This is a genomic window from Deinococcus carri (assembly GCF_039545055.1).
In the GTDB taxonomy this organism is placed as follows: domain Bacteria; phylum Deinococcota; class Deinococci; order Deinococcales; family Deinococcaceae; genus Deinococcus; species Deinococcus carri.
Genome location: NZ_BAABRP010000008.1, coordinates 2,501 through 23,662, shown reverse-complemented (window position 1 = coordinate 23,662; position 21,162 = coordinate 2,501). Strand labels below are relative to the sequence as shown.

Here is a 21,162-nt window from a genome sequence, read left to right as displayed (position 1 = left end):
TGGCAGATGGCAACAAGACACCTCGGCACCCGCCGCGTGGGCCTTTAGCCTTCTGCCTTTAGCCTTCTGCCTTCTGCCTCTTGGCCTTCGGCCTCCTGCATCGCCAGATACATCTGGTACTGCGGCGCGCCCCCCAGCATGTTCTGGCCGCCGTCCACGGGCAGGATCACGCCCGTGACATAGCTGGCCGCGTCCGACACCAGAAAGAGGGCCGCGTTGGCGATGTCCTGCGGCACCCCGAAGCGGCCCAGCGGCACGGTGCGGGTAAACTGCCGCCGGGTCCGCTCGTCGGGGGCGAGGCGGGCCATGCCCTCGGTGCCGTCGATGGGGCCGGGGATGATGGCGTTCACGCGCACGCCGCGCAGGCCCCACTCCACCGCCAGCGTCTGCGTCAGGGCGTCCACGCCCGCCTTGGCCGCCACCACATGCGCCTGCATCGGCACCGGCACGCCGTAGGCGCTGATGGAGAGGATGTTGCCGCCGGGCACCCGCAGGTGGGGCGCACACGCCTTGATGGTGTTGTAGGTGCCCAGCAGGTCGATGTCCACCACCGTCTTGAATCCGTTGGGGCTGATGCCGTCCACCGGGGCGGGGAAGTTGCCCGCCGCACCCGCGAGCACGATATCCAGCGGCCCAAAGGCGTCCACCCCCGCCTGTGCGGCGGCCTGAAGCGCGGCGAAGTCGCGTACATCCGCCGAGACGCCGATCGCCCGGCCCCCGGCTTCTTCAATGCCCCGCGCCGCGTTCTGCGCCTTTTCGAGGTTGCGGCCCAGGATGGTCACGGCGCACCCGTGCGCGGCGAAGGTCTGCGCGATGCCCAGGTTGATGCCGCTGCCGCCCCCGGTGATGAGGGCGTGCTTGCCGCTGAGGAGGTCGGGGCGGAAGGTGCTGGCGGGGTCGTGGGGCTGGGTCATGGGGAACTCCTGGGAAGGGGCGAGAGGTCGGGGCGGCGCGGAGGCAGCTCAGGCGCGGGCCGGAGGGCCGGCGTTGCGTTCTGCCTATACTGCACCTTTCGCCACGGTGCCCCCCCTCCCCACGGGAGGAACACGGGCGGCACTCCGACCGTCACGCACAGAAGACAAGGAAGGAAACACCCATGACCTCAACCCAAGGGAAGCCGCAACGGAGCATCACGCCGCTGGCCCTGATGTTCACCTGTCTGGGGTCCATCATCGGCTCGGGGTGGCTGTTCGGGGCCTACAACACGGCCAAGATCGCGGGACCCGCCGCCGTCCTCGCCTGGGTGATCGGCATGATCATGATGCTGGTCATCGCCCTGACATACACCGAGCTGGGCGCGATGTACCCCGAATCGGGCGGCATGGGCCGCTACGCCCAGTACTCGCACGGCCCCTTCGCCGGGCTGCTGGCGAGCTGGTCGAACTGGCTGAGCATGCTGGCGATTCCGCCCATCGAGGCGGTGGCGAGCGTGCAGTACATGGCGGGCTGGTCCTTTCCGTGGGCACGCGGCCTGGTGGAACAGGGGACCCTGACCGCCAGCGGGCTGCTGGCCGCCACCGTGCTGATGGTGCTGTACCTGCTGCTCAACTTCTGGACGGTGGCCCTGTTCGCCAAGAGCAACACGGCCATCACCCTCTTCAAGCTGGTGGTGCCGCTGCTCACCGCCGTGTGCCTGCTGGCGCTGGGCTTTCACGGCTCCAACTTCAACGACGCGGCGGCCGGCGGCTTCGCGCCCTACGGCTGGGCGGCCATCTTCACCGGGGTGGCGACCAGCGGCATTGTGTTCAGCTTCAACGGCTTCCAGTCGCCCATCAACCTGGCGGGCGAGGCCCAGCGGCCGGGCCGCAGCGTGCCGCTGGCCGTGATCGGCGGCATCCTGCTCTCGGGCGTGATCTACATCCTGCTTCAGCTCGCCTTTATCGGGGCCGTCGAGCCGGGGAGCCTGGGCGCGGGCGGCTGGGCGGGCCTGAAGTTCGAGTCGCCCTTTGCCGAACTCGCGGTCGCCCTGGGGCTGAACTGGCTGGCCCTGACCCTGTACGCCGACGCCGTGATCAGCCCCTCGGGCACCGGCATCACCTACGCCGCCACCTCGGCCCGCGCGCTGGAGGCCCTGACCCGCAGCGGCTACCTCCCCGCCTGGCTGGGCCGCCTGCATCCCACCCTGGGCGTGCCGCGCAACGCCCTGCTGCTCAACCTCGCCATCAGCCTGCTGGCCCTGTACCTGTTTCCCAACTGGGAGGCGCTGGCGGCCGTGGTCAGCGTGACCTGCGTGGTGGGCTTCCTGACCGGGCCGGTGAGCGTGGTCAGCCTGCGCCGCACCGCGCCGGATGTCCGGCGGCCCCTGACCCTGCCGGGCCTGGGGGTGCTGGCCCCCGTGGCGTTCGTGTTCGCCAGTCTGCTGGTGTACTGGAGCCGCTGGCCGCTGAACGGCCAGATCATGCTGCTGGTGCTGCTGGGCCTGCCCATCTACCTCGTGGTGCAGGCGCAGCGCGGGTGGCAGGACACCGCCGTCCACCTGCGCAGCGGCCTGTGGCTGCCGGTCTACCTGCTGGTCATGACCCTGATCTCCGCGCTCGGCAGCCGCGAGTTCGGGGGCCGGGGCCTGTTGCCCTACGGGGTGGATTTCGTGATCGTCGGGGTCGTGGCCCTGGTCTTCTATGCCTGGGGCATCCGCAGCGGCGACCCCGACGCGGCCCACCACGGCCTCACCGAACACAGCGCCGACCCGGACGCCGTGCCCGAGTTGCAGGGGCGGACGGAAGTCTGAAGCGCCGCACAGAAAGAAGGAACAGGGGAAAGGGGCAGCGACCGGGCTGCCCCTTTTCGCTTGTCAGGACTTCTTCAGCGCCCCCAGCAGCGCCTCCGCCGTCATGTGCCGTGCGTTCCAGGTCACGGCGGAGGCGAGGCTCTCGGCGTGAGGCCGCTCGTCCGCGAGGGTGCGTTTGGTGCCCTCCACGGCCTTTGGGGGCAGGGCGGCAAGCTGCGAGGCGAGGGCGTCCGCGCGGGCATACAGCGCCTCTGCATCCGGGTGGACCTCCGTCACCAGGCCCCAGCGTTCGGCCATCTCCGCGTCGATGGGGTCGCCGGTCAGGGCCAGGTGTGCGGCGCGGCCCCGGCCCAGCAGCCCCGGCAGGCGCTGCAACCCTCCCAGGTCGGCGGTGATGCCCAGCCGCACCTCGGGCAGGCTGAAGCGGGCACCCGCGCTGCACAGCCGCAGGTCACAGGCGGCCGCCAGTTCCAGCCCCGCGCCGATGCACCAGCCGTCGATGGCAGCGACCACGGGAACGGGCAGCGACGCGAGGCCCTCGATGGCCGCGTGCATCTCGTCCACCACGGCCCGGAACTTCGCCTCGTCCCCCAGCGCGGGCGCAATCACAGGCGTGGTCGCCTTCAGGTCCAGCCCGGTGCTGAAGGCCCGCTCGCCGCGCACCACCAGCGCGCGTGCTTCCCCCAGTTCGGAGAGCGCCAGCGGCACCTCGCGCCACGTCGCCGGGCCGAACGCGCCCTTCGGGTGGGTAAACGTCAGGGTCGCCACCTGGCCCGCGTGGGAGAGGCGCAGACTTTCAAAGGTCATGGGGGAAGTGTACCGGGTTCAAAAAGAAGAGGATGCGCCTTTCGGACAGACCCTGACGGGATGGGCATTTATGTTCAAGCTATGAAGCCCCCGCAGCTCACGCCCGCCGCGCTCGCGCAGATTCGCACGCTGGGAAGCGTTCTGCGCGTGAGTCTGGAACCGGGCGGCGGCTGCGGGACGGCTTATGCCTTTGCACTCGCTGCCCAGCCCGGCGACCTGACGCATGACCTCGGCAGCGTCACACTGGCCCTCAGCCCGGAGGTGGCGAGGGTACTGACCGGGGCGCGGCTGGATTACGGCGCACGCCTGAAGCCGCCGCGCTTCCGGGTGCTGGCGCACCCCAACACGCCGCACCGCTGCGCCTGCAACCGCAGTTTTGGCGTCCCGTTCCCCGGCAGGGTCACCCCCGAGTGCCGGGCCTACCAGCCGATGCTATGGAATCTGCCAGAGTGCCCATGATGCGAACCGTCGTGGCAGGCATTCTGGAGCGCGAAGGGCGGGTGCTGGTCGGGCAGCGGGCGCGTCCGGCGTGGGCGGCGGGGCAGTGGGAGTTTCCAGGCGGCAAGGTCGAGGGCGGCGAGACGCTGGCCGAGGCCCTGGCCCGCGAGTGGCGCGAGGAACTGGGGGCGGAGGTGGAGGTGTGGGGGGAGGTCTACCGCCGCGAACTGGACACCCCAGCCGGGGCCTTCACGCTGGTGGCGCTGCGGGTGCACCTGCTGGCGGGCGAGCCGCGTCCGCTGGAGCACCGCGCCCTCGCCTGGGTGGCCCCCGCCGACCTGACGCGCCTGCCCCTCCTAGCGAGCAACGTGCCCATCGCGGCGGCGTTGACCGCTCCGGCCTGACTGTCCCCTACCCGACCCGTTCCACCTCAAAGACCCGGCTGGGCCGCGCGTACTCGTCCTGGGCGGCGACAAGCTGAATCTCGCGGGTGCCCAGGCGGTGCGTCAGGTCCAGCACGGCAAAGAGGCCGCTCATGCTAAGGCTCAGCGCCTGGCCCGCGTCCCCGGTCTGGAGGTAGTGGCCCAGGAACAGGGCGGCCATCGCGTCCCCGGTGCCGTTGCGTGGGGGGTCCAGCGGCAGCAGCGGCGTGCGGCACAGCCAGGCCCCGCCTTCCGTCACGGCCAGCGTCTCGATGACGCCTTCCGGCGCGTCCTCGCGGACCAGGCTGGTGACGACCACGATGCGGGGGCCATCCGGGCGCAGGCGTTCGCGCAGCGTTCGGGCGGCGTCCAGCGCCTGGGCCAGCGTGGTCACGCTCTGCCCGGTCAGCAGCTCCAGCTCGAACTGGTTGGGCGTGATGATGTCCGCTTCCGGGACCGCCTGCGCGCGAATCAGGTCGGGCAATTCGGGCCGCACGAACACGCCGCGCCCCACGTCGCCCATCACCGGGTCGCAGCAGTACAGCGCCTCCGGGCTGGCGGCCCGCACCCGGCGCACCGCCTCCACCACCGCGCCGACGGTGCCCTCCGACCCCATGTAGCCGCTCAGCACGGCGGCGCACTCGGGCAGCACGCCGCGCGCCGCGATGCCGTCCAGCAGGTCCGCGACCAGTTCGGGCGGGAAGACGGTGCCGGTCCACTCGCCGTAGCCGGTATGGTTGGAAAACTGGACGGTGTTGATGGTCCAGACCTCGAAGCCCAGGCGTTGCAGTGGGAAGAGGGCGGCGGCGTTCCCGACGTGCCCGTAACTCACCCACGACTGGATGCTGAGGATGTTCTGCGGGAGGGCAGCAGAAGAGGCGGTCATGCGCCGAGCATACCCTTCCCCTCCGGCACCGCCTCCCCCGCCACCATCAGCGTGAGGGGACCGAACTCGCGCCCCCACAGGTCGGCCTTGTCGCGCGCCCCGGCCAGGTCGAGTGGGTTGGCCCCGCCCACCGTGAGGGTCCAGCCGGACGGCGTGCGGGTGAGGTTCTGCACGCGCACCTGCCCCGCGTGCGAGCGGTCCAGCCCGTCCGCCACCCGCAGCACGGCGGCCAGCCGCGCCACCAGCGCCCGGTCGGTGGGCGGCAGGGCCGCGTATTCGGGATGCGCGGGCTTGGGACCGCTCTTGCGGTGGTAGCGGGCGAGCTGCGCGACCAGTTCGATTTCACGCGGCGTGAAGCCCCGCAGGCCCGCGTGGCGAATCAGGTAGGCGCTGTGCTTGTGGTGGCTGCTCTGCGCGACCAGTTGCCCCACCTCGTGCAGCCCGGTGGCGGCGGTGAGCAGACTGCGGGCTTCTTCCGGGAAGCGCTCCCCCGCCCCTTCCAGCCGCGCCAGCAGGTCGCGGGCCAGCGCCGTGACGTGCCGGGCGTGGGCCAGGTTCGCGCCGAAGCGTTCCGCCGTCTCCAGCACGCTGCGCTGCCGGGCGCTGAGGCCCCGCGCATACGCCACGTGCCGCCCCAGTTCCTCGATCAGCATCCCCTCGCGCAGGGCACCCTCGCTGACGGTCGCCCGGCCCGCCCCCAGCACCTCCAGCGCCGCGTGCAGCACCGCGAACCCCGCCACGACCGTCCCGGCCCGCTTCTCCAACCCGGGGAGGCGAGCACGGCGGGCCGCACTCAGGCTGCGGGTGCGTTCCAGCAGCGCCCCCAGGTCGGCGGTGGCGACGCTCAGGCCGTTCACGCTGCCCGGCAGGGTGTCGCCGTGGGCGGCGAGCAGGGTCGCGGCGGCCTCGGCGGTGCCGCTCGACAGCACCACCTGCGTGCCGGGCCGAACCGAGAAGCGCGCGGCGTGGGGGGCCAGGGCGGCGCGCACCGCCTCCTGCACGGCGCGAACCTCGGCCCGGGTGGGCGGGTCGCCCCGCAGATGGGCGCGGGTCATGCGGATGGCCCCCAGGGGCACGCTCAGCACGTCCCCCGCGTGGTCCGGCCCGCCCCGCGCCAGTTCCAGGCTGCCGCCCCCCAGGTCCAGCAGCACGTTGTCCGCACCGAACTCCACGCTGTGCGCCGCCCCCAGGTACGTCAGCTCGCCCTCGCGCTCCCCGCTGATGATGACGGGATAGAGGCCGGTGCGCTCCCGCATCCGCAGCGCCACCGCCTCACCGTTGGGAGCCTCGCGCAGCGCACTGGTGGCATAGACCTGCACCTCCGGCACCCCCGCCGCCGTCCCCAGTGCCCGGAACTGCGTCAGGGCCGCCCTGAGGCGTTCCTCGCCCTCCGGGGTGAGGTTGCCCGCCGCGTCCAGGCACTCCCCCAGGCGCGTGCGGTCCTTCAGCGCGTCCAGCACCCGGTAGCCGCCCTCCCCGCGCGCCTCGGCAATCAGCAGGTGACTGGAATTGGTGCCCACGTCCGCAACGGCGACCCTCATGGGGTGCAGGGTAGCGGGTTGGCGGGTGTGGAGGGCAGACGTTGCCTGCCACTCCTCTCCGGCAAGGGGGGAGGGAGCAACAACTCGCCTACACACCCTTTTTTCAACATCACCCACGAAAGCAAAAGCGCTAGCTCCCCTGTTTTTAAAACTTTGGAGCGGGATGCCAGGTTCCCACCCTGCGAATGGGCTGGCATAGCAGAGGAGCTTTCGGGCCGCAGGCCCGCAGCCGCCAGGTGAATTGCAACACGTTCCAGGCAGGAACCGTCAACGCTCAAAGCATGGCCGCCGCTGAACGGGACACCCTTTGCCCAGCGCAGCGCCGCTCCCCCCTGCCCCCCGGCGGGGGGAGGGGGGCTGGGGGGGCGGGGGGCAACTCGCTACAAGATGCCCTGCCCCCCAAACCCCTCCCCACGCCGAACAAAAAGCCCGCACAGCCTCCCATCCTTCAGACAATTGGTTGCAATCTGCAATTACTCATGGAGAACCCCGCCATACTGTGCCCGTGGCTGAAGTCTCCTCCCCCACTCCCCAGACCGAACGGGCAACGCCGGAAGTGGCCTTTCTGACGGCCCTGTGGGATGCCTGGCAGGCCCTGACCAGCCGCGGCGAGGCGGAGTTGCGCGCCCGGCACGACCTGGACCTGCGCTCGCTTATCGCGCTGGCCTACGTGCAGGGCGGGGCCGACCAGCCCGCGCAACTGGCCCGCGAACTCGGCGTGCCCCGCTACGAGGTCAGCCGCGTGCTGCACGCCCTGGAGACGCGCGGGGCCGTCACCCGTGACCAGACCCAGGCCGACGCCCGCCGCGTGACCGTGCGCGTCACCCCGCAGGGGGCGGCGCTGTGGGAGGAAGCCCTGGGCACCGTCCGCGCCGTGACGGGTCCGGCCCTCGCCGCGCTGGGTCCCCGCGCCGCCTCCCTCACGCACGACCTGCACCTGCTGGCCCAGTTCACCCGTTCCCAGCCGACGGCCACCTCCTCTTTTGCCACCCCCTCTTCTCCCGCACAGGAGTCCGAATGACCACGTCCACCCCTTCCGACCAGCCCCGCTGCCCCTTTCACCCCGCCGACACGTCGCTGACCCGCCGCCCCGCCATCGCCTCGGGGACCGGGCAGGCGGTGGAGGTGGACGACCAAGGCATCTACCGCATCCACGATTTCCAGGCCTCGCGCGAGGTGCTGCGCTCGGACGACGTGCGGCAGGCGGGCTTCATGTCCGAGGTCGCCAGCGGCGTGCGGGGGCTGGGCAACCTGCCGGTGCTGTTCGCGGAGGGCGAGAAGCACCACGAGATGCGGCGCTCGACCGCCCGCTACTTCACGCCCACCCAGGTGGCCGACTACCAGCCCATGATCGCCACGCTGGCCGACGACCTGATAGCCGACCTCCTCCGCAAGGGCGAGATGGACCTTGATGACCTCAGCCTCAAGCTGGCCGTGAACGTGGCCGCGCAGGTGGTGGGCCTCACCAGCAGCCGCGTGCCGGGGCTGGAGCACCGCGTCATTTCCTTCGTGGAGGGCGGCGGCGACAGCGAGCCGGGCAGCGTGCAGGCCCCGAAGGGGTGGCTGGCCGCCCAGCGGCAGCAGGCGCAGATGGCCCTCTTCTACTTTCTGGACGTGAAGCCTGCCATCGAGGCCCGCCGCAAGGAACGCCGCGACGACCTGATCAGCCACCTGCTCGACCGCGAGTACAACGACGTGGAAATCATGACCGAGTGCCTGACCTACGGCACGGCGGGCATGGTCACCACGCGCGAGTTCATCAGCGTGGCGGCCTGGCACCTGCTGAAGAACCCGGACCTGCGCGCCGAATACGTCCACGGCACCGAGAAGGAACGCCACGCCATCCTGCACGAGATTCTGCGCCTGGAACCGGTCGTGACCATGCTCTACCGCCGCGCCGAGCAGGAGCTGACGGTAGAGGGCCACACCATCCCCGCCGGCAGCCTGCTGGCCCTGAACATCCAGGAGGCCAACACGGACCCCGCCGTCGCGGGCGAGGACGCGGGGCAACTCTGCCCGGCCCGCAAGCTGCCGCGCGGCGTGCAGGGTCAGGTCCTGGCCTTTGGCGACGGCCACCACCGCTGCCCGGGCGCGTTCCTCGCCATCAAGGAGTCGGACGTGTTCCTGCGCCGCCTGCTGCTGTGGAACGACCTGGACATCGTGCAGGAGCCGGAAGTCAGCTACAACGAGGTCGTGAAGGGCTACGAGCTGCGGAACTTCCGGGTGCGGCTGGGGAAGCAGCGGTGAGGTTAGGCCATGAGCCGTGAGCTATGAGCTATGAAAAAAAGAGAGCGGACGCCAAGGCTTCAGCGTCCGCTCTCTTTTTTGGGTTCAGGCAGGCGAACGCCCGCAGCTTCTGGCCTCCACCTGCCTGTTCATAGCTCAGAGCTTATGGCTCATACGGATTCCGTCCAATTCCTGAACAGTCGTGAGGGCACCGCCTGTTCATCCATCTCCCGAAATCCGCCCTTGTTCCTTCTCCCTCTGGTCGGATTTCCGGGTGTTTTCAACACCCTTCAATCGGAATCAGTATCACAGCCCCTTGATACAGCCCCTCACCCGTCCAGCCGCACCTGCCACTCGGTGAAGCTCGCCCAGGGTGCGAAGCCCAGCGCCACGTTGATGCCCAGCATCGCGGCGTTCTCGTTGGCGTTGTTGGTGCGGACCCAGCGGGCACCGGGGCAGTGGGCACGCACGTGGCGCAGCATCGCCGCCTTGAGCCACTTGCCCAGGCCCTGGCCGCGTGCCTCCGGGCGGACGGCGGTCGCGCCCTGATAGACCAGCGCGGCGCGTTCGGGCGACCAGAGCACCTCGGTGTAGCCGGCGAGTTGCCCGCTGCGGGTGTCCTCGGCGGCCAGGAAGAAACACCGCTCGCCCGCCTCCTCGATCATGCTTTCCCAGGCGCGGACCATCTCGGGGGTGATGGTCCAGTCCTCCACATCCAGGTCGCCGCGGGGGGCCGTGTTCATCACCATCATCAGGTCGGCGGCGCGGGTCAGGAAGTCGTCGGGCAGACGTTCCCAGAGATGCAGGCGGTAGGGGTCGGCGTCCGGGCGGGCCGTCCAGGCGTCCAGCAGGGTGTCCGGCACCGCGCCCAGGTCCAGGCGGCTCTGGCGCATCGGGAGGGCGGCCTCGGCCCCCAGCGTCCGGGCGAAGGCTTCCCCGGCAGGGGCCTTGCTGGTCGTGCCGAACGTCACCAGGCGGCGGCCCTCCTGCCGGGCGGCGGCCTTTAGGGCAGCGGCCAGTGCCCGGCCCAGGCCCCGGCGGCGGTGATCGGGGTGGACCAGCAGCCGGGCGTGGGCGGCGTGCAGGTTCTCCCGCAGGCCGTAGTCCAGCCTGGCCCAGCCCAGCGCCCGCTCGCCCTCCGGCCCGTCCCACACCACGAAGTGGCGCGAGGCCTCGTCGGGCGTGACGTGGGTCAGGCTGAGCGCCTCGCGCTCGGGGAGCATGGGTGGGTCCTCGGGGTAGGCGTAGGCGTAGCACTCGGCCAGCAGGCGACCCACCGCCAGCCGCGCCCCCGGCGTCGCGGCCACGGGGTCGAAGGGCGTCACGGTCAGGGCAAGGGTCATGTGCCCAGTGTGCGCGGGCCGTGTCAGGACGGCATGGGCCAAGTGGCGGAGGGGTCAGGGAGCCAGGTGGCGGAGGCGGTTCCGGGCGTGCCCCTCTGCCCGCAACGACCTCGCCCTCACCTTCTCGCCGGGAGGCGCGCAACACCGCAAAAAGCTCCCCCTGCCCCCAGTGAAGGAGCAGGGGGGCAGGGGAAATCTCCCTGCCAGAAGCGACGCTTACTTGATGACCCCGTTCACCCCGTTGGGGAAGAACCCGCCGCGCGAGGCACCCGGTGCCAGGTAGACGATGTTCAGCACCTGCCGGGGCAGGCGGCTGTAGGCCACCGCGTTCTGGTCGGTCAGCACGATGTTCGAATTGCCGGGGCGCAAAATCGCCTCGGTCACGCCCTGGTCGCGGTCGCCCGGCCCGTCGGCCAGATCGCGGAAATCGCTGATGGCCTTGGTCACGGCGGCCACGTTCAGGCCTGCCGCCACCTGCTCGTCCCGGCGCTCGTACAACATCGAGCGGATGGCCCCTGCGTGGTAGCCCTCGACGGCCAGGATGCCCGCCGCCTGCTCCAGCACGCCGCCGGGCCGGTCGTCGTTGATCAGGGGCGAGGCCCCCTTGTAGGCCGTGACGCCCACGTCCTCGAAGATGTAGGCCCCGTGCAGGAAGAACAGGTCGTTCGCAAAGGGGTTGAAGCCCTGGATCTTGCCGCCGCTGGCCGCGCTGGCCGCCGTGGCAAAGGCACCGCTGAGGTCCAGCGCCGGCCGCTCGATGGGCGTGCCGCCCAGGGCCTGGATGGTGCTGATCAGGAACTTGACGTGCGCGATCTCGTCGCTGGCGAGTTCGTTGGCGAAGTCCTTGACCTCGGGGACGGCGAAGGGCACACCCTGCGTCCCGGTGGGCAGGCGAATCTCGGCGTTGCCGCCGACCCCCTGCAACTCCGCGAGGCGGCCCGTCGCGGCGAGGTAAAAGGCCGCTTCGAGGTATTCCAGGTTCAGCGCGAAATTCAGCACTGCGGCGTCCACGCCCGCGGCGGGCAGGTTGGCGAGGCTCGACAGGCTCAGCACGCCGGGCGCGCAGGACGTGACGGCCGCGCCGAGGCCCAGCAGCCCCAGTGCGCGCAGCACCTGACGGCGGGCGTTGGGGGTGGGGGCCGTTTCAGTGGGGGAACTTCCGGGAGCCACTTGGGTCATGAGCATCCTCCGAACAGGGATGAGGGGGAACGTGTCAGCCCAAATTGCTCTGATTCCAGAACACCCGGAAAGGACACCGGATGTTCCTGCCCGCCCTGAAAGCGTGTCCAGAAACAGCTCTGGACACTGGGCGGTTCCATCGCCGCAATTCGGTCTTTTCTTCTTCTCGCTACACTCGGGTTCGTCTTCGACTCACCTGAAGTGGAAATCACCGCAGCTTGCCGTTCACGCCGTTCGGGAAGAAGCCGCCCGCGGCCGCCTCCGCCTTCTGGTAGACGATGTTCAGCACCTCACGCGGCGTGCGGCTGAAGGCCACGCCGTTCGCGTCGGCGGGCACGATGTTCGACTCGCCGGGGCGCGGGCTGTTCGTGATGCCCTGGTCCTTGTCGCCGGGGCCGTCGAGCGAGTCGCGCAGGTCGCTGATGGCCTGGGACATCGCCGCGACGGTCAGGCCGGGGGCCACTTCCTGATTGCGGCGCTTGTAGAGCTGGTAGCGGGTGGACCCCATATGGTAGCCCTCGACGGCCAGGATGCCCGCTGCCTGTTCCAGCACACCGCCGGGCTTGCGGTCGTAAATCAGGGGAGAAGCACCCTTGTAGGCGGTCACACCCACGTCTTCGAGGGTGTGGCTCGCCAGCAGGAACGAAATGTCGTCCCGGTAGGGGTTGAAGTCCGTGACCTTGCCGCCGCTGGCCGCCGCCGCCGCTGCCATAAAGGCCGGCCCGATGCTGAGCGCCGGGCGGGGAATGGGCGTGCCGCCGATGGCCGCGATGGTGGCCCGCAGAAACTGGACGTGGGCCAGTTCGTTGCTGGCGAGTTCGTTGGCGAAGTTCCGAATCCCGTCGGTCTGGAACGACATCGGCGTGGTGCCCGTCACCCCCGCGGGAAACTGAATCGGCGCGTCGCCCCCGATACCCTGCAACTCGGCCAGCCGCCCGGTCGCCGCAAGGTAGAAGGCGGCTTCGAGGTACTCCAAGTTCAGCGCGAAGTTCAGGATGTCCGCATCCATGTTGGGCTTGCCCTGGCGCGGATTGAAGCTGGGCGCGCAGGCCGTCAGGGCAACACCCGCCCCGACGAGGCCGACGCCGCGCAGAAACTGGCGGCGCGTGTTGTCGGTGGGTTCGGTGGATGGATTCGGATTCGGTGGGTTCATACCGTCCTCCAGTCGTGCGGTGATACCGGTGCAGTGGTTCCCGTGAAGTCGGGCCAGCAAAAAGGGGGCAGGCACCACGGAACACGCCCAGCCGCCCGATAGCCCACGCACGCCGTCCCGCGTTGTGCGGGAGAGCGAGTGCCTGTGGGCCAACTTGAACCCGGACTGTTTCGCAGTACCTGGCACCTTACCGGGCACCGCGGGAAGCCGAATGACAGCCGACTAAACCCGGCGTTTAGCTGTGATGGGGGGAGGCGGGGGGAAAGCGAAACAGGCCAGCGCGCAGCCAGCCTGTTTCAGGCGGTCCGGGCCGGGGTGTGGCGGGAATCAGGCCCAGCCCGCCCCGCCCGCACCCCGGCCTTCTGCCTTCAGCCCTCCGCCATCTGCTCCTTCAGGAACGTCATCAGCCCCCGGATGTACTCGCGGTCGAAGCGGAACTCCACCCCGGCGGCGCGGTACAGCTCGGGCACGGGCACGGTGCTGCCCAGGCGCAGGCTGGCCTTGTAGTGGGCGAGGGCCTGCGCCGGGTTCCCCCGCGCTTCCCGCCAGATGCCCACCGCCGCGAGGTAGCACATCGCGTACTCGATGTAGTAGAAGGGCGCGCGGAAGATGTGGTAGTAATGCCAGCCCTTCGCCCGGACGCTCTCGTCCAGCCCGTCCCAATTCACGAAGGGGTGGAAGGTCTTATCCAGCTCCAACCACTTCGCGTCGAGGTCGGCAATCGTCAGGTTCTCCCCGGCCTCGGCGTACAGCCAGTGCTGGAAGGCGTCCATCTGCGCGGCCCAGGGCAGGAAGGCGACCACGCCCTGAAGCTGCTTCTCGCGGTAGCGGGCCAGTTCCTCCGGCGAAAAGACGTGGCCCAGGTGGTCCAGCGTCAGGAACTCCATCGCCATGGAGGGAATCTCCACGAACTCGATGGGACTCCAGCGGTTCCAGACCAGCGGCTGCGCGTCGCCGCTGAGGAAGCCGTGGAAGGCGTGCCCCACCTCGTGGAACAGCACGCGCACGTCCTCCGAGGTGCCCACCACGTTCATCAGAACGAAGGGTTCGTTCTGGACGGGGAAATACTGGCAGTAGGCGTGCGTCATCTTGCCGGGCCGCGATTCGAGATCGAGCAGCCCGTCCCGCATGGAGCGGAAGCGCCCCGCCAGATCGGCGTCCAGCCCCTCGAAGGCCGTCTGCGCGAGGTCTTCGAGCTGCGCGCCGGTCGTGAACGGCTTCAGCGCCTCGCGACCTTCCGGGTCGAGGAGGTTGTTGCGGTTGTAGTCCCAGGGGCGCACCGCGTCCAGGCCCAGGCGCGCGGCCAGGTCGCCCATGATCTCGGCGGCCAGCGGCACCACCTCGTCACGCACGGCCTCATGGAAGGCGCGGCAGTCCTCGGGGGTGTAGTCCACCCGGTCGAGCCGCCGCCACATGAAGTCGCGGTAGCCGGGGAGGTCGGCGTTCCAGGCGAGCTGCTGCCGGGTCCGGATCAGCTCCAGCATCAGCGCGTCGAGGCCGGGCGCAATGCCCTGGTTGCTCGCGGCCAGCGCGTGCCAGGCCTCCTCGCGCACGGCGCGGTCGGGGCTGTCCATCCGTTGCTTGGCCTGCGGCACGGTCAGTTCCTCGCCCCCCAGCGTGACCTTCTGGTTGCCGGTGAGGACGCCGTGGCGGTTCATCTGCGCCTCGTGGGTCACGCCCAGGTCCACGTTCGCCTCGCGGAACAGCTCGGCGGCGTCGCGGAAGCGGCGGTAGGTCAGGGCAAAGTCGGGGGCGGGCACGTAGCCGGGCACCGCCAGCAGCTTCTCGGTCAGGGCCTGCTCGGTCCGCTGGACCTGCGGCAGCACCTCCTCCAGAAACCGCGCGTACCGCGCCTGAATCGCCTCGTCGCCGGTGTGCAGGTCGGCATGGGTGGCGAGCTTGCTGGCGGCCTGCCCCACCTCCGCGTCCAAGGCGCTCCATTCCGTCAGCCAGGCGGGCACGGCGTCGGCGGTGAGGTCGGCCGCCAGCAGGCGCTCGTAGCGCGGCGCGTAGGTGTCCCAGCGGGTCTGTTCGTCGGGCACGCTCAGCACACGCTCGACGGCATTCAGGGTGGCGGTCATGGCCTGAGTCTAACGCCCGTTAGGCAGAGGCGGGGTAGGCCAGATGGCGTGACTGGGCACGCGCCGGGTACGCTGGACCATGCGTGCATTCCTGACGGTGCTGCTGCTGTCCTCCGGTCTGGCCCTGGCGGGAGGTGGCGGCGGACCCCCAGTGCGCGAACTGCCCCCGCCGCCGCAGACGGGCCGCCCCGAACGCACCGCGCTCGCCGTGGACGGCACTGGGACCCCCGTGCTGGCCTGGACCGCGCCGGGTCCCGCCGGAAACCGTCAGCTCCACGCCGCCCGCCTCACCGCCGGGGGCTGGACCCCACTGGGCGGCGTGCTGAACGAGGGCCGGGCCTTCAACGCCGGGCAGCTCAGCGCCCGCACCGACGCAGCGGGCCGGGTGTGGCTGGGCTGGTCGGAGGACAGCGGCGAGGCCCACGTGGACTCCTACCTGATGAGCCGCTGGGACGGCCGGGCATGGTCCAGCCCCTCCCGGTACGCCGTGCGCCGCAACCTCAGCGACGCGGGGCGCTCGCGGGCCTTTGCCCTACTGCCGAACGGCACGCCCGCCCTGGCCTGGCTCGACCTGGGCGTGCACGGCGCGTTTGCCGGGGTGGTGCGGCCCCTGGCGCGGCAGGGGGGAACCTGGGTGCCCCAGACGCCCCTGAGCGACACCGCCCGCGCGGGCTTCGCGCTCGACATCGCCGTGGACCGTTCCGGGCAGCGCACGGTGGCTTTTCTGGAGGGGGACTTCGCCACGATGAACGTGCGTGTGCGGCAGGAAGGCGCTTCCGGCACCTGGCCCGCCCTGGGCGGTCCCCTCAACCGCCATCCCGGCACCTTCGCCGCCGCGCCGAAACTGCTCCTTACGCCGCAGGGCCGGCCCCTGGTCGCCTGGCTGGAGGAGGACCCCTCCGGGCATGACCGCCTGAACGTGAGCCGCTGGACCGGCACGGCCTGGCAACCGGTCGGTCCCGCCGTCAGTTCCCCCGGGGTCAGCGCCGAGGCCCCCGCCCTGGCCCTCACCCGCGCGGGGCAGCCCGTGCTGGCCTGGCTGGAGGCCGGGCACCTGCATGCGGCCCACTGGAACGGCCACGGCTGGCAGGCCCTGCCCCTCCCCCCCACCCACGACGCCAGCGGCCCCAGCCTCAGCGCGGACGGCGCGTATCTGGCGGTGGGCGACGGGGAGAGGGTGCGGGTGTGGGCGCTGCGGTTCTAGACTGGGCGGGTGAACACGGCCGCCCCCCGCCCCTCTCCCTCCGTCCTCGTCATCGTGGGAGGCAGCATGGCCGCCGTGAAAGCCCCCGCGGTGCTGCGGCGGCTGCGCGAGCGGGGGGCGCGGGTACAGGTCATCGCCACCAGGGCGGCCCTGGCCTTTATCACCGAACTCAGCCTCGCCACCGCCGCCGACGGGGAGGTGGCGACCGACGCCACGTGGTTTGAACCCCGCCCCGACGCCCAGCACCTGACGCTCGCGCGGGCGGACGCGGTGGCTATCGTGGGCGCGTCGGCGGACCTGCTCGCGCGGGCGGCGCAGGGCCGGGCGGACGACCTCGCGGCGGCCACCCTGCTGGGCGTGGAGGGGCCGGTGCTGTGGGTGCCCGCCATGAACGAGCGGATGTGGCGGCATCCGGCGGTGCAGGCCAACGTGGAGCGGCTGCGCGGCTGGGGGCACGCCTTCCTGGGACCGGAGGTCGGTGCGTTCGGCACGCGCGGCGAGGGCACCGGGCTGGGGCGGATGGCGGAGCCGGAGGACATTGCGGCGGCGGTACTGGAGCAGCTCTCCAGGGGAGAGTCGAGAAGTCGAGAGGTCGAGGAGTCGGGGAGGCAGATTGAAACCTCGACCTCTGGACCCCTCGACCCCTCGACGCCCCCCGACCTGCGGGGCCTGCGCGTCGTCGTCTCCGCCGGGCCGACGCGCGAGTACCTCGACCCGGTGCGCTTCATCAGCAACCCCTCCAGCGGCAAGATGGGCTTCGCCGTGGCCGAGGAGGCGCGTGACCGGGGCGCGGAGGTCGTTCTGGTAACAGGCCCGGTGAGCCTCCCCAACCCGCCCGGCGTGCAGGTGGTCCGCATCGAGACGGCGCTGGAGCTGCGGGACGCGGTGGTGGAGGCCGCGCGGGACGCGGAGCTGGTCGTGATGACGGCAGCGGTGGCGGACTACCGGGCGGCGGAGCGTTCCGAGGAGAAGCAGGCGAAAGTGGCCGGCGACGTGACCATCCACCTCACACCCAATCCCGACATTCTGGCCGAGCTGGGCGGGCAGAAGGGGAACCGCGTGCTGGTGGGCTTTGCGATGGAAACGCACGCGGGGGTCGAGCGCGCGGCCCTCAAGGCTCAGCGCAAGAACGCCGACTTCATCCTGCTGAACTACCCCACCCGCGAGGGCACAGCCTTCGGCGGCGACGACAATGAGGTCACGCTGGTGCGCCCGGACGGCACCTCCGAAGAATGGCCGCGTCTGAGCAAACGCGAGGTGGCGCGGCGGCTGCTGGACGAGGCGGTGAGGGTGCGCGGTACGCGGTAAGCGGTGCGCGGGGAAGGCCCTCTTTTCCCCACTTCCCCTCATTGCATTATTCACTGCATATTCATAGGATAGAGGGAATGCTCAGCAAGGAACAACGCCAGAAGCGCATTCAGGACATCATCGCCCGCGACGCCATTTCCACCCAGGCCGAACTTGTCGAGCGGCTGCGCGCAGAGGGAATCGGGGTCACGCAGGCGACCGTCAGCCGCGACATCAACGAGTTGCGGCTGGTACGGCTCCCCATCGGCAAGGGCCGTCACCGCTACGCCCTGGCACAGGTCGCCGGACATGAGGGCGTCGAGGAAGAACTCAGCCGCCTCTTTCAGAACTTTGTGCGCGACGTGGACCGGGGCGAGAACGTGCTGGTCATCCGCACCGCCGACGGCCACGCGACGGGGGTCGCCCTGCTGCTCGACCGCCTGCGCCGCGACGACATCGTGGGCACCATCGCGGGCGAGGACACCATCTTCGTGGTTGCCCGCACCACCGCCGAGGGCGAGGCGCTGATGGAGGAGTTGCACGCGCTGATGCTGGGATAGGTGAGTGGTCAGTTGTAAGTGGTTAGTGGTTGCCCTGGCTGAGGCTCAAGCATCGGCTGAGGCAACCACTGACCACAACCCACTCACCACTCACCCCTACGGCACATCCTCCTCCTCCAGCGCCGGAATGTCCCCCACCGGAAGCTGCACATAGGCCGTGGTGCCCTTTCCCGGCTCGCTTTCCAGCCAGATGCGGCCGCCGTGCGCGTCCACGATGCCCTTGGCGATGCTGAGGCCCAGGCCCGCGCCGCCCTGGTCGCGGCTGCGGCTGTCCTCGACGCGGTAGAAGCGGTCGAAGAGGCGTTCGAGGTGCTCGGGGGAAATGCCGGGGCCGTCGTCGCGCACGCTGAGGCGCACCTCCTGGCCGTTCTCCTCCGGCTGGCTGCCCAGGGTGATGTGCTGCGCCCCGGCCTTGAGCGCGTTGCCGACGAGGTTGATGATCACCTGCCGCAGCCGATCGGGGTCGCCCTCAAAGGCCACGTCCTGCCCCTGCACCGTCAGCTCGGTGCCCTGCGCCTGCGCCAGCGGCATCAGCTCGCGCGCGACCTCGGTCAGGAAGAGGACCGCGAGGATGGGCTGGCGGGTCAGCACCAGCGCGCCGCTGTCCGAGCGGGCGAGTTGCAGCAGGCTGGCGATCAGGGTGGTGAGGCGTTCGGACTCGCTGCGGATGATGCCCAGGCTCTCGCGCTGCTGCTCGGTGGGGTGGGTGCGGCGCAGCAGGTAGCTGGCGTGCCCGCTGATGGCGGTGACGGGCGTGCGCAGTTCGTGGCTGGCGTCGCTGGTAAAGCGCCGCTGCGCCTCGAAGCTGGCCTCCAGGCGGCTGAGCATCGCGTTCAGGGCGTGGGCGAGGGCCTGCACCTCGTCGCCGGTGCGGGGTTCGGGCACGCGCTCGGCCAGGTTCTGCCCGCCGATCCGCTCGGCGGCCTGTTGCACCTGCCGCAGGGGCCGCAGCGCCTGACCGGCCAGCAGGTAGGCCCCCACGCCCGCCGTCAGCAGCCCCAGCAGGAACAGCAGCAGAATCACCCGCTGAAGCTGCATCAGGGTGTCGTTCAGCGAGGTGAGGTTGCGGCCCACGTAGGTCAGGGCAAAGCTCTCGCGCGGCCCCCCCACCACGCCCGGCTCTATCTGGACCGGCCCCAGCGTCACGAAAACCCGCATGGGCACCAGCGCATGCTGCGGCTGGTAGGGTTCCTTGACCATCTGGGTGATCGTGAGGCGCTGTTCAGGGGACCGGATCAGGCGGGCGAGATCCTCGTCGGAAAGCCGGATGGGAGCGTTCGGGTCCAGACCGACCACCCGCCGGGTGCTGTCGGCCAGCCGCCGCAGCGACGCGAAAAGCGGCTGCCGGTCGGCGGCGCTGTCCATCTCCAGCAGCGCCTGCGACAGGGACGCGCCGTCATAGAAGGGCAGCTCCTCGATCTGGATGGCGGCGTTCGGAAACAGGTAGCGGGCGGTGGAAAGCTGGGGCGGCACCCCCGATTCCAGGCTCTCGCCCAGCGCAGAGGCAGGCGGCGGCAGCTCAAGCTGGCTGAAAAAGCTGGTGAACTGCCGGTAGGTGTCCTGAAGGTCGCGGTCGACGCCCAGCAGCAGGTTGTTGCGCATCAGGGCCAGGGTCGCCACCGCCACCACGGTCAGCAGCGCGGCGAGCAGCCCCGTGTAGAACAGCGTGAGCCGCCAGCGCAGGGTCACGGCGTCTCCCCCATCTGAGCCTGCCCTTGCCGGGCCGGGCCGGGCATGTCAGGAAGGAGCACCACAGCAGGGCACGTCACGTCCGGCAGTCTACTGCCCCCACCGGCAGCACGGCAGGAACTTCACTCCTCGCGCAGCACGTAGCCCACGCCGCGCACGGTGTGAATCAGGCGGCGTTCCCCGCCCTCCTCCAGCTTGCGGCGCAGGTAGCCGATATACACGTCCACCACGTTGCTGCCCCCGGTGTACTCGGGCCAGACCTTTTCCTCGATCTCGAAGCGGGAAAACACCTTGCCGGGGTTGCGGGCCAGCAGTTCCAGCAGCTCGAACTCCTTGGCGCTGAGTTCCACCCGGCGGCCTCCCCGGAAAATCTCGCGCCCGTCAAGGTTCATCACCAGGTCGGCCACCCGCACCTCCCCGGTCACGGCGGGGTTCACGCGGCGCAGGTGCGCGCGCACGCGGGCCAGCAGTTCCTCAATGGAAAAGGGCTTGATCAGGTAGTCGTCGGCCCCCGAGTCCAGACCCTCCACCTTGTCCTGAATGCCGTCCTTGGCCGTCAGGATGATGATGGGCGTATTGCTGGTCTTGCGGATGCGCCGGGCGACCTCCAGCCCGTCGAGCACCGGCAGCATCAGGTCGAGAATCACCAGGTCGGGGTTCACTTCACGAAATTTGCTGAGGCCGGTCACGCCGTCAAAGGCCACCTCGGTGGCATACCCCTCGGCGGCCAGTTCCAGTTCTATAAAGCGGGCAATATCTTTTTCATCCTCAATGACGAGGACCAGGGGCTTGCGTTCCATGCCCGCAGTCTATTGACCGTTCTCATGAGAAGCCGACCCCGACGCTTAACCGGTTTTCATGCCGTCTGCGGCGCAGGTGACCGTGTAGGCCCGGCATTCCGGCCCAAACCCCGGCAAGGGCGGCAGGGAACGGGATGCCGCCTGCCGCTGCGGCCCTGGCTGACGCGCCACCTGTTCACACACCAGCGTCTCACCCGGCAGGGCCGCGTCGCACAGGCGGCGGGCGTAGTTGACAGGCAGTCCGTAGGCGCTGAGCTGCCCCCCGACCATCCCCGTGATGACCGGCCCCAGCGCTGCCCCCGCCCGCACCTGAAGCTGCACGCCCAGCACGCCCGCCAGCCCCAGACGCGCCACCCGGTCATGGGCATCCAGGGCTGCCGTGACGCCCTGCCCACTCTGCTCCGGCGGCCACAGCGCCAGCACCGCGTCGCCCTGATGCTGGAGAACCTGCCCGCCCCCCACCTCGAAACTCAGAATCAGCACCTGCACGAACTCGGCCATCAGGGCCGCGTAATCCTCCAGCAGCAGGTGGTGGGCCAGCCGCGTGCTGCCGACCAGATCGACCATCACCAGACAGGCGGCCTGCTGTTGGGCAGAGCGGGCAGGCAAGGGGAGCAACAGATCAGTCATGGGAAGCCTGTCAGAAGTATGACCGAACATACTTTTTAAGTAAAGGCTGGAACTCTGACAGAATGAATACAACCCGGGCAGCCTTCAGCTCTGAACCAGAAACCCATGCAGCGGTGGCAACGTCCGGAAAGCCACCCGGTCCCCGGCCTGCACCGGCGGCAGGGCCTCGAAGGCGGCCAGCACCAGGG

20 protein-coding genes (1 of these 20 running past the window's edge) are annotated in these 21,162 nt (G+C 70.2%); 8 read left to right on the top strand and 12 right to left on the bottom strand.

Translation table 11 applies throughout. From position 1 onward, the window contains the following. Positions 1 to 44: 44 nt before the first annotated feature. Positions 45 to 914 (bottom strand): SDR family oxidoreductase, encoded by an 870-nt coding sequence (locus tag ABEA67_RS11190; RefSeq protein ID WP_345465119.1) that lies wholly within the window; start codon positions 912 to 914, stop codon positions 45 to 47. A 182-nt stretch (positions 915 to 1,096) separates the two neighbouring features. Here ABEA67_RS11190 and ABEA67_RS11185 point away from each other — a divergent pair, with 182 nt between their 5' ends. Beyond that, entirely contained in the window at positions 1,097 to 2,728 is a 1,632-nt protein-coding gene (locus tag ABEA67_RS11185; RefSeq protein WP_345465117.1) for an APC family permease, read from the top strand. Between the two features lie 63 nt (positions 2,729 to 2,791). Here the strand turns inward: ABEA67_RS11185 and ABEA67_RS11180 are convergent, their stop codons facing one another. Continuing rightward, positions 2,792 to 3,535 carry an enoyl-CoA hydratase-related protein gene (locus ABEA67_RS11180; RefSeq protein ID WP_345465115.1) on the bottom strand — a complete coding sequence of 248 codons (744 nt, stop codon included), beginning with the start codon at positions 3,533 to 3,535 and terminating at the stop codon, positions 2,792 to 2,794. Positions 3,536 to 3,616: 81 nt separating this feature from the next. Here ABEA67_RS11180 and ABEA67_RS11175 point away from each other — a divergent pair, with 81 nt between their 5' ends. Together ABEA67_RS11175 and ABEA67_RS11170 are read left to right on the top strand one after the other, a co-directional pair. After that, positions 3,617 to 3,994, top strand: coding sequence for a HesB/IscA family protein (locus tag ABEA67_RS11175; RefSeq protein ID WP_345465113.1), 378 nt, complete (start codon positions 3,617 to 3,619; stop codon positions 3,992 to 3,994). Next, positions 3,991 to 4,377, top strand: a complete 387-nt coding sequence (locus ABEA67_RS11170; RefSeq protein ID WP_345465111.1) for a (deoxy)nucleoside triphosphate pyrophosphohydrolase — start codon at positions 3,991 to 3,993, stop codon at positions 4,375 to 4,377. Before ABEA67_RS11175 ends, ABEA67_RS11170 begins: the two co-directional genes overlap by 4 nt. 7 nt (positions 4,378 to 4,384) lie before the next feature. Here the strand turns inward: ABEA67_RS11170 and pdxY are convergent, their stop codons facing one another. Continuing rightward, positions 4,385 to 5,281 carry a pyridoxal kinase PdxY gene (pdxY, locus tag ABEA67_RS11165; protein WP_345465109.1) on the bottom strand — a complete coding sequence of 299 codons (897 nt, stop codon included), beginning with the start codon at positions 5,279 to 5,281 and terminating at the stop codon, positions 4,385 to 4,387. Beyond that, positions 5,278 to 6,822 carry a Ppx/GppA phosphatase family protein gene (locus tag ABEA67_RS11160; protein ID WP_345465107.1) on the bottom strand — a complete coding sequence of 515 codons (1,545 nt, stop codon included), beginning with the start codon at positions 6,820 to 6,822 and terminating at the stop codon, positions 5,278 to 5,280. The genes pdxY and ABEA67_RS11160 overlap by 4 nt, the downstream gene beginning before the upstream one ends. A 505-nt stretch (positions 6,823 to 7,327) precedes the next feature. Here ABEA67_RS11160 and ABEA67_RS11155 point away from each other — a divergent pair. Then, on the top strand, positions 7,328 to 7,843 hold the full coding sequence (locus ABEA67_RS11155) for a MarR family winged helix-turn-helix transcriptional regulator (protein WP_345465105.1): 516 nt from the start codon (positions 7,328 to 7,330) through the stop codon (positions 7,841 to 7,843). Beyond that, positions 7,840 to 9,069, top strand: coding sequence for a cytochrome P450 (locus ABEA67_RS11150; protein ID WP_345465103.1), 1,230 nt, complete (start codon positions 7,840 to 7,842; stop codon positions 9,067 to 9,069). Before ABEA67_RS11155 ends, ABEA67_RS11150 begins: the two co-directional genes overlap by 4 nt. Before the next feature lie 308 nt (positions 9,070 to 9,377). On the opposite strand, the gene ABEA67_RS11145 is transcribed toward ABEA67_RS11150, so the two are convergent. The 4 genes from ABEA67_RS11145 to ABEA67_RS11130 all read right to left on the bottom strand — a co-directional run bounded on the left by ABEA67_RS11145 (position 9,378) and on the right by ABEA67_RS11130 (position 14,804). After that, positions 9,378 to 10,391: a GNAT family N-acetyltransferase gene (locus tag ABEA67_RS11145; protein ID WP_345465101.1), complete on the bottom strand. Its 1,014-nt coding sequence runs from the start codon at positions 10,389 to 10,391 to the stop codon at positions 9,378 to 9,380. Between the two features lie 216 nt (positions 10,392 to 10,607). After that, positions 10,608 to 11,570, bottom strand: coding sequence for a ferritin-like domain-containing protein (locus ABEA67_RS11140; protein WP_345465099.1), 963 nt, complete (start codon positions 11,568 to 11,570; stop codon positions 10,608 to 10,610). Positions 11,571 to 11,778: 208 nt separating this feature from the next. Further along, positions 11,779 to 12,723, bottom strand: coding sequence for a ferritin-like domain-containing protein (locus tag ABEA67_RS11135; protein WP_345465097.1), 945 nt, complete (start codon positions 12,721 to 12,723; stop codon positions 11,779 to 11,781). A gap of 368 nt (positions 12,724 to 13,091) precedes the next feature. Beyond that, the gene (locus tag ABEA67_RS11130) at positions 13,092 to 14,804 is read right to left on the bottom strand and encodes a M3 family oligoendopeptidase (protein ID WP_345465095.1); all 1,713 of its coding nucleotides are present in this window, start codon (positions 14,802 to 14,804) and stop codon (positions 13,092 to 13,094) included. 79 nt (positions 14,805 to 14,883) lie between these two features. On the opposite strand from ABEA67_RS11130, the gene ABEA67_RS11125 reads away from it, so the two are divergent. The 3 genes from ABEA67_RS11125 (at position 14,884) to argR (ending at position 17,855) form a co-directional block, all read left to right on the top strand. Then, a complete protein-coding gene (locus tag ABEA67_RS11125; protein WP_345465093.1) occupies positions 14,884 to 16,008 on the top strand; it encodes a hypothetical protein in 1,125 nt (374 codons plus the stop codon). A gap of 66 nt (positions 16,009 to 16,074) precedes the next feature. After that, the gene (locus ABEA67_RS11120; protein ID WP_425557191.1) at positions 16,075 to 17,316 is read left to right on the top strand and encodes a bifunctional phosphopantothenoylcysteine decarboxylase/phosphopantothenate synthase; all 1,242 of its coding nucleotides are present in this window, start codon (positions 16,075 to 16,077) and stop codon (positions 17,314 to 17,316) included. Between the two features lie 77 nt (positions 17,317 to 17,393). Beyond that, on the top strand, positions 17,394 to 17,855 hold the full coding sequence (gene argR, locus ABEA67_RS11115) for an arginine repressor (RefSeq protein ID WP_345465089.1): 462 nt from the start codon (positions 17,394 to 17,396) through the stop codon (positions 17,853 to 17,855). 96 nt (positions 17,856 to 17,951) lie between these two features. On the opposite strand, the gene ABEA67_RS11110 is transcribed toward argR, so the two are convergent. The 4 genes from ABEA67_RS11110 to ABEA67_RS11095 all read right to left on the bottom strand — a co-directional run. Then, a complete protein-coding gene (locus ABEA67_RS11110) occupies positions 17,952 to 19,544 on the bottom strand; it encodes a sensor histidine kinase (protein WP_345465087.1) in 1,593 nt (530 codons plus the stop codon). Positions 19,545 to 19,666: 122 nt separating this feature from the next. After that, positions 19,667 to 20,344: a response regulator transcription factor gene (locus ABEA67_RS11105; RefSeq protein ID WP_010887388.1), complete on the bottom strand. Its 678-nt coding sequence runs from the start codon at positions 20,342 to 20,344 to the stop codon at positions 19,667 to 19,669. A 45-nt stretch (positions 20,345 to 20,389) separates the two neighbouring features. Then, positions 20,390 to 20,974 carry an adenylate/guanylate cyclase domain-containing protein gene (locus tag ABEA67_RS11100; RefSeq protein WP_345465085.1) on the bottom strand — a complete coding sequence of 195 codons (585 nt, stop codon included), beginning with the start codon at positions 20,972 to 20,974 and terminating at the stop codon, positions 20,390 to 20,392. 84 nt (positions 20,975 to 21,058) lie between these two features. Then, positions 21,059 to 21,162 carry the 3' end of a hypothetical protein gene (locus tag ABEA67_RS11095; protein WP_345465083.1) on the bottom strand. The gene runs 340 nt beyond the window's last position, so the window shows 104 of its 444 coding nt (coding positions 341-444); its start codon lies beyond the right edge, outside the window — the gene reads right to left on this strand; its stop codon occupies positions 21,059 to 21,061.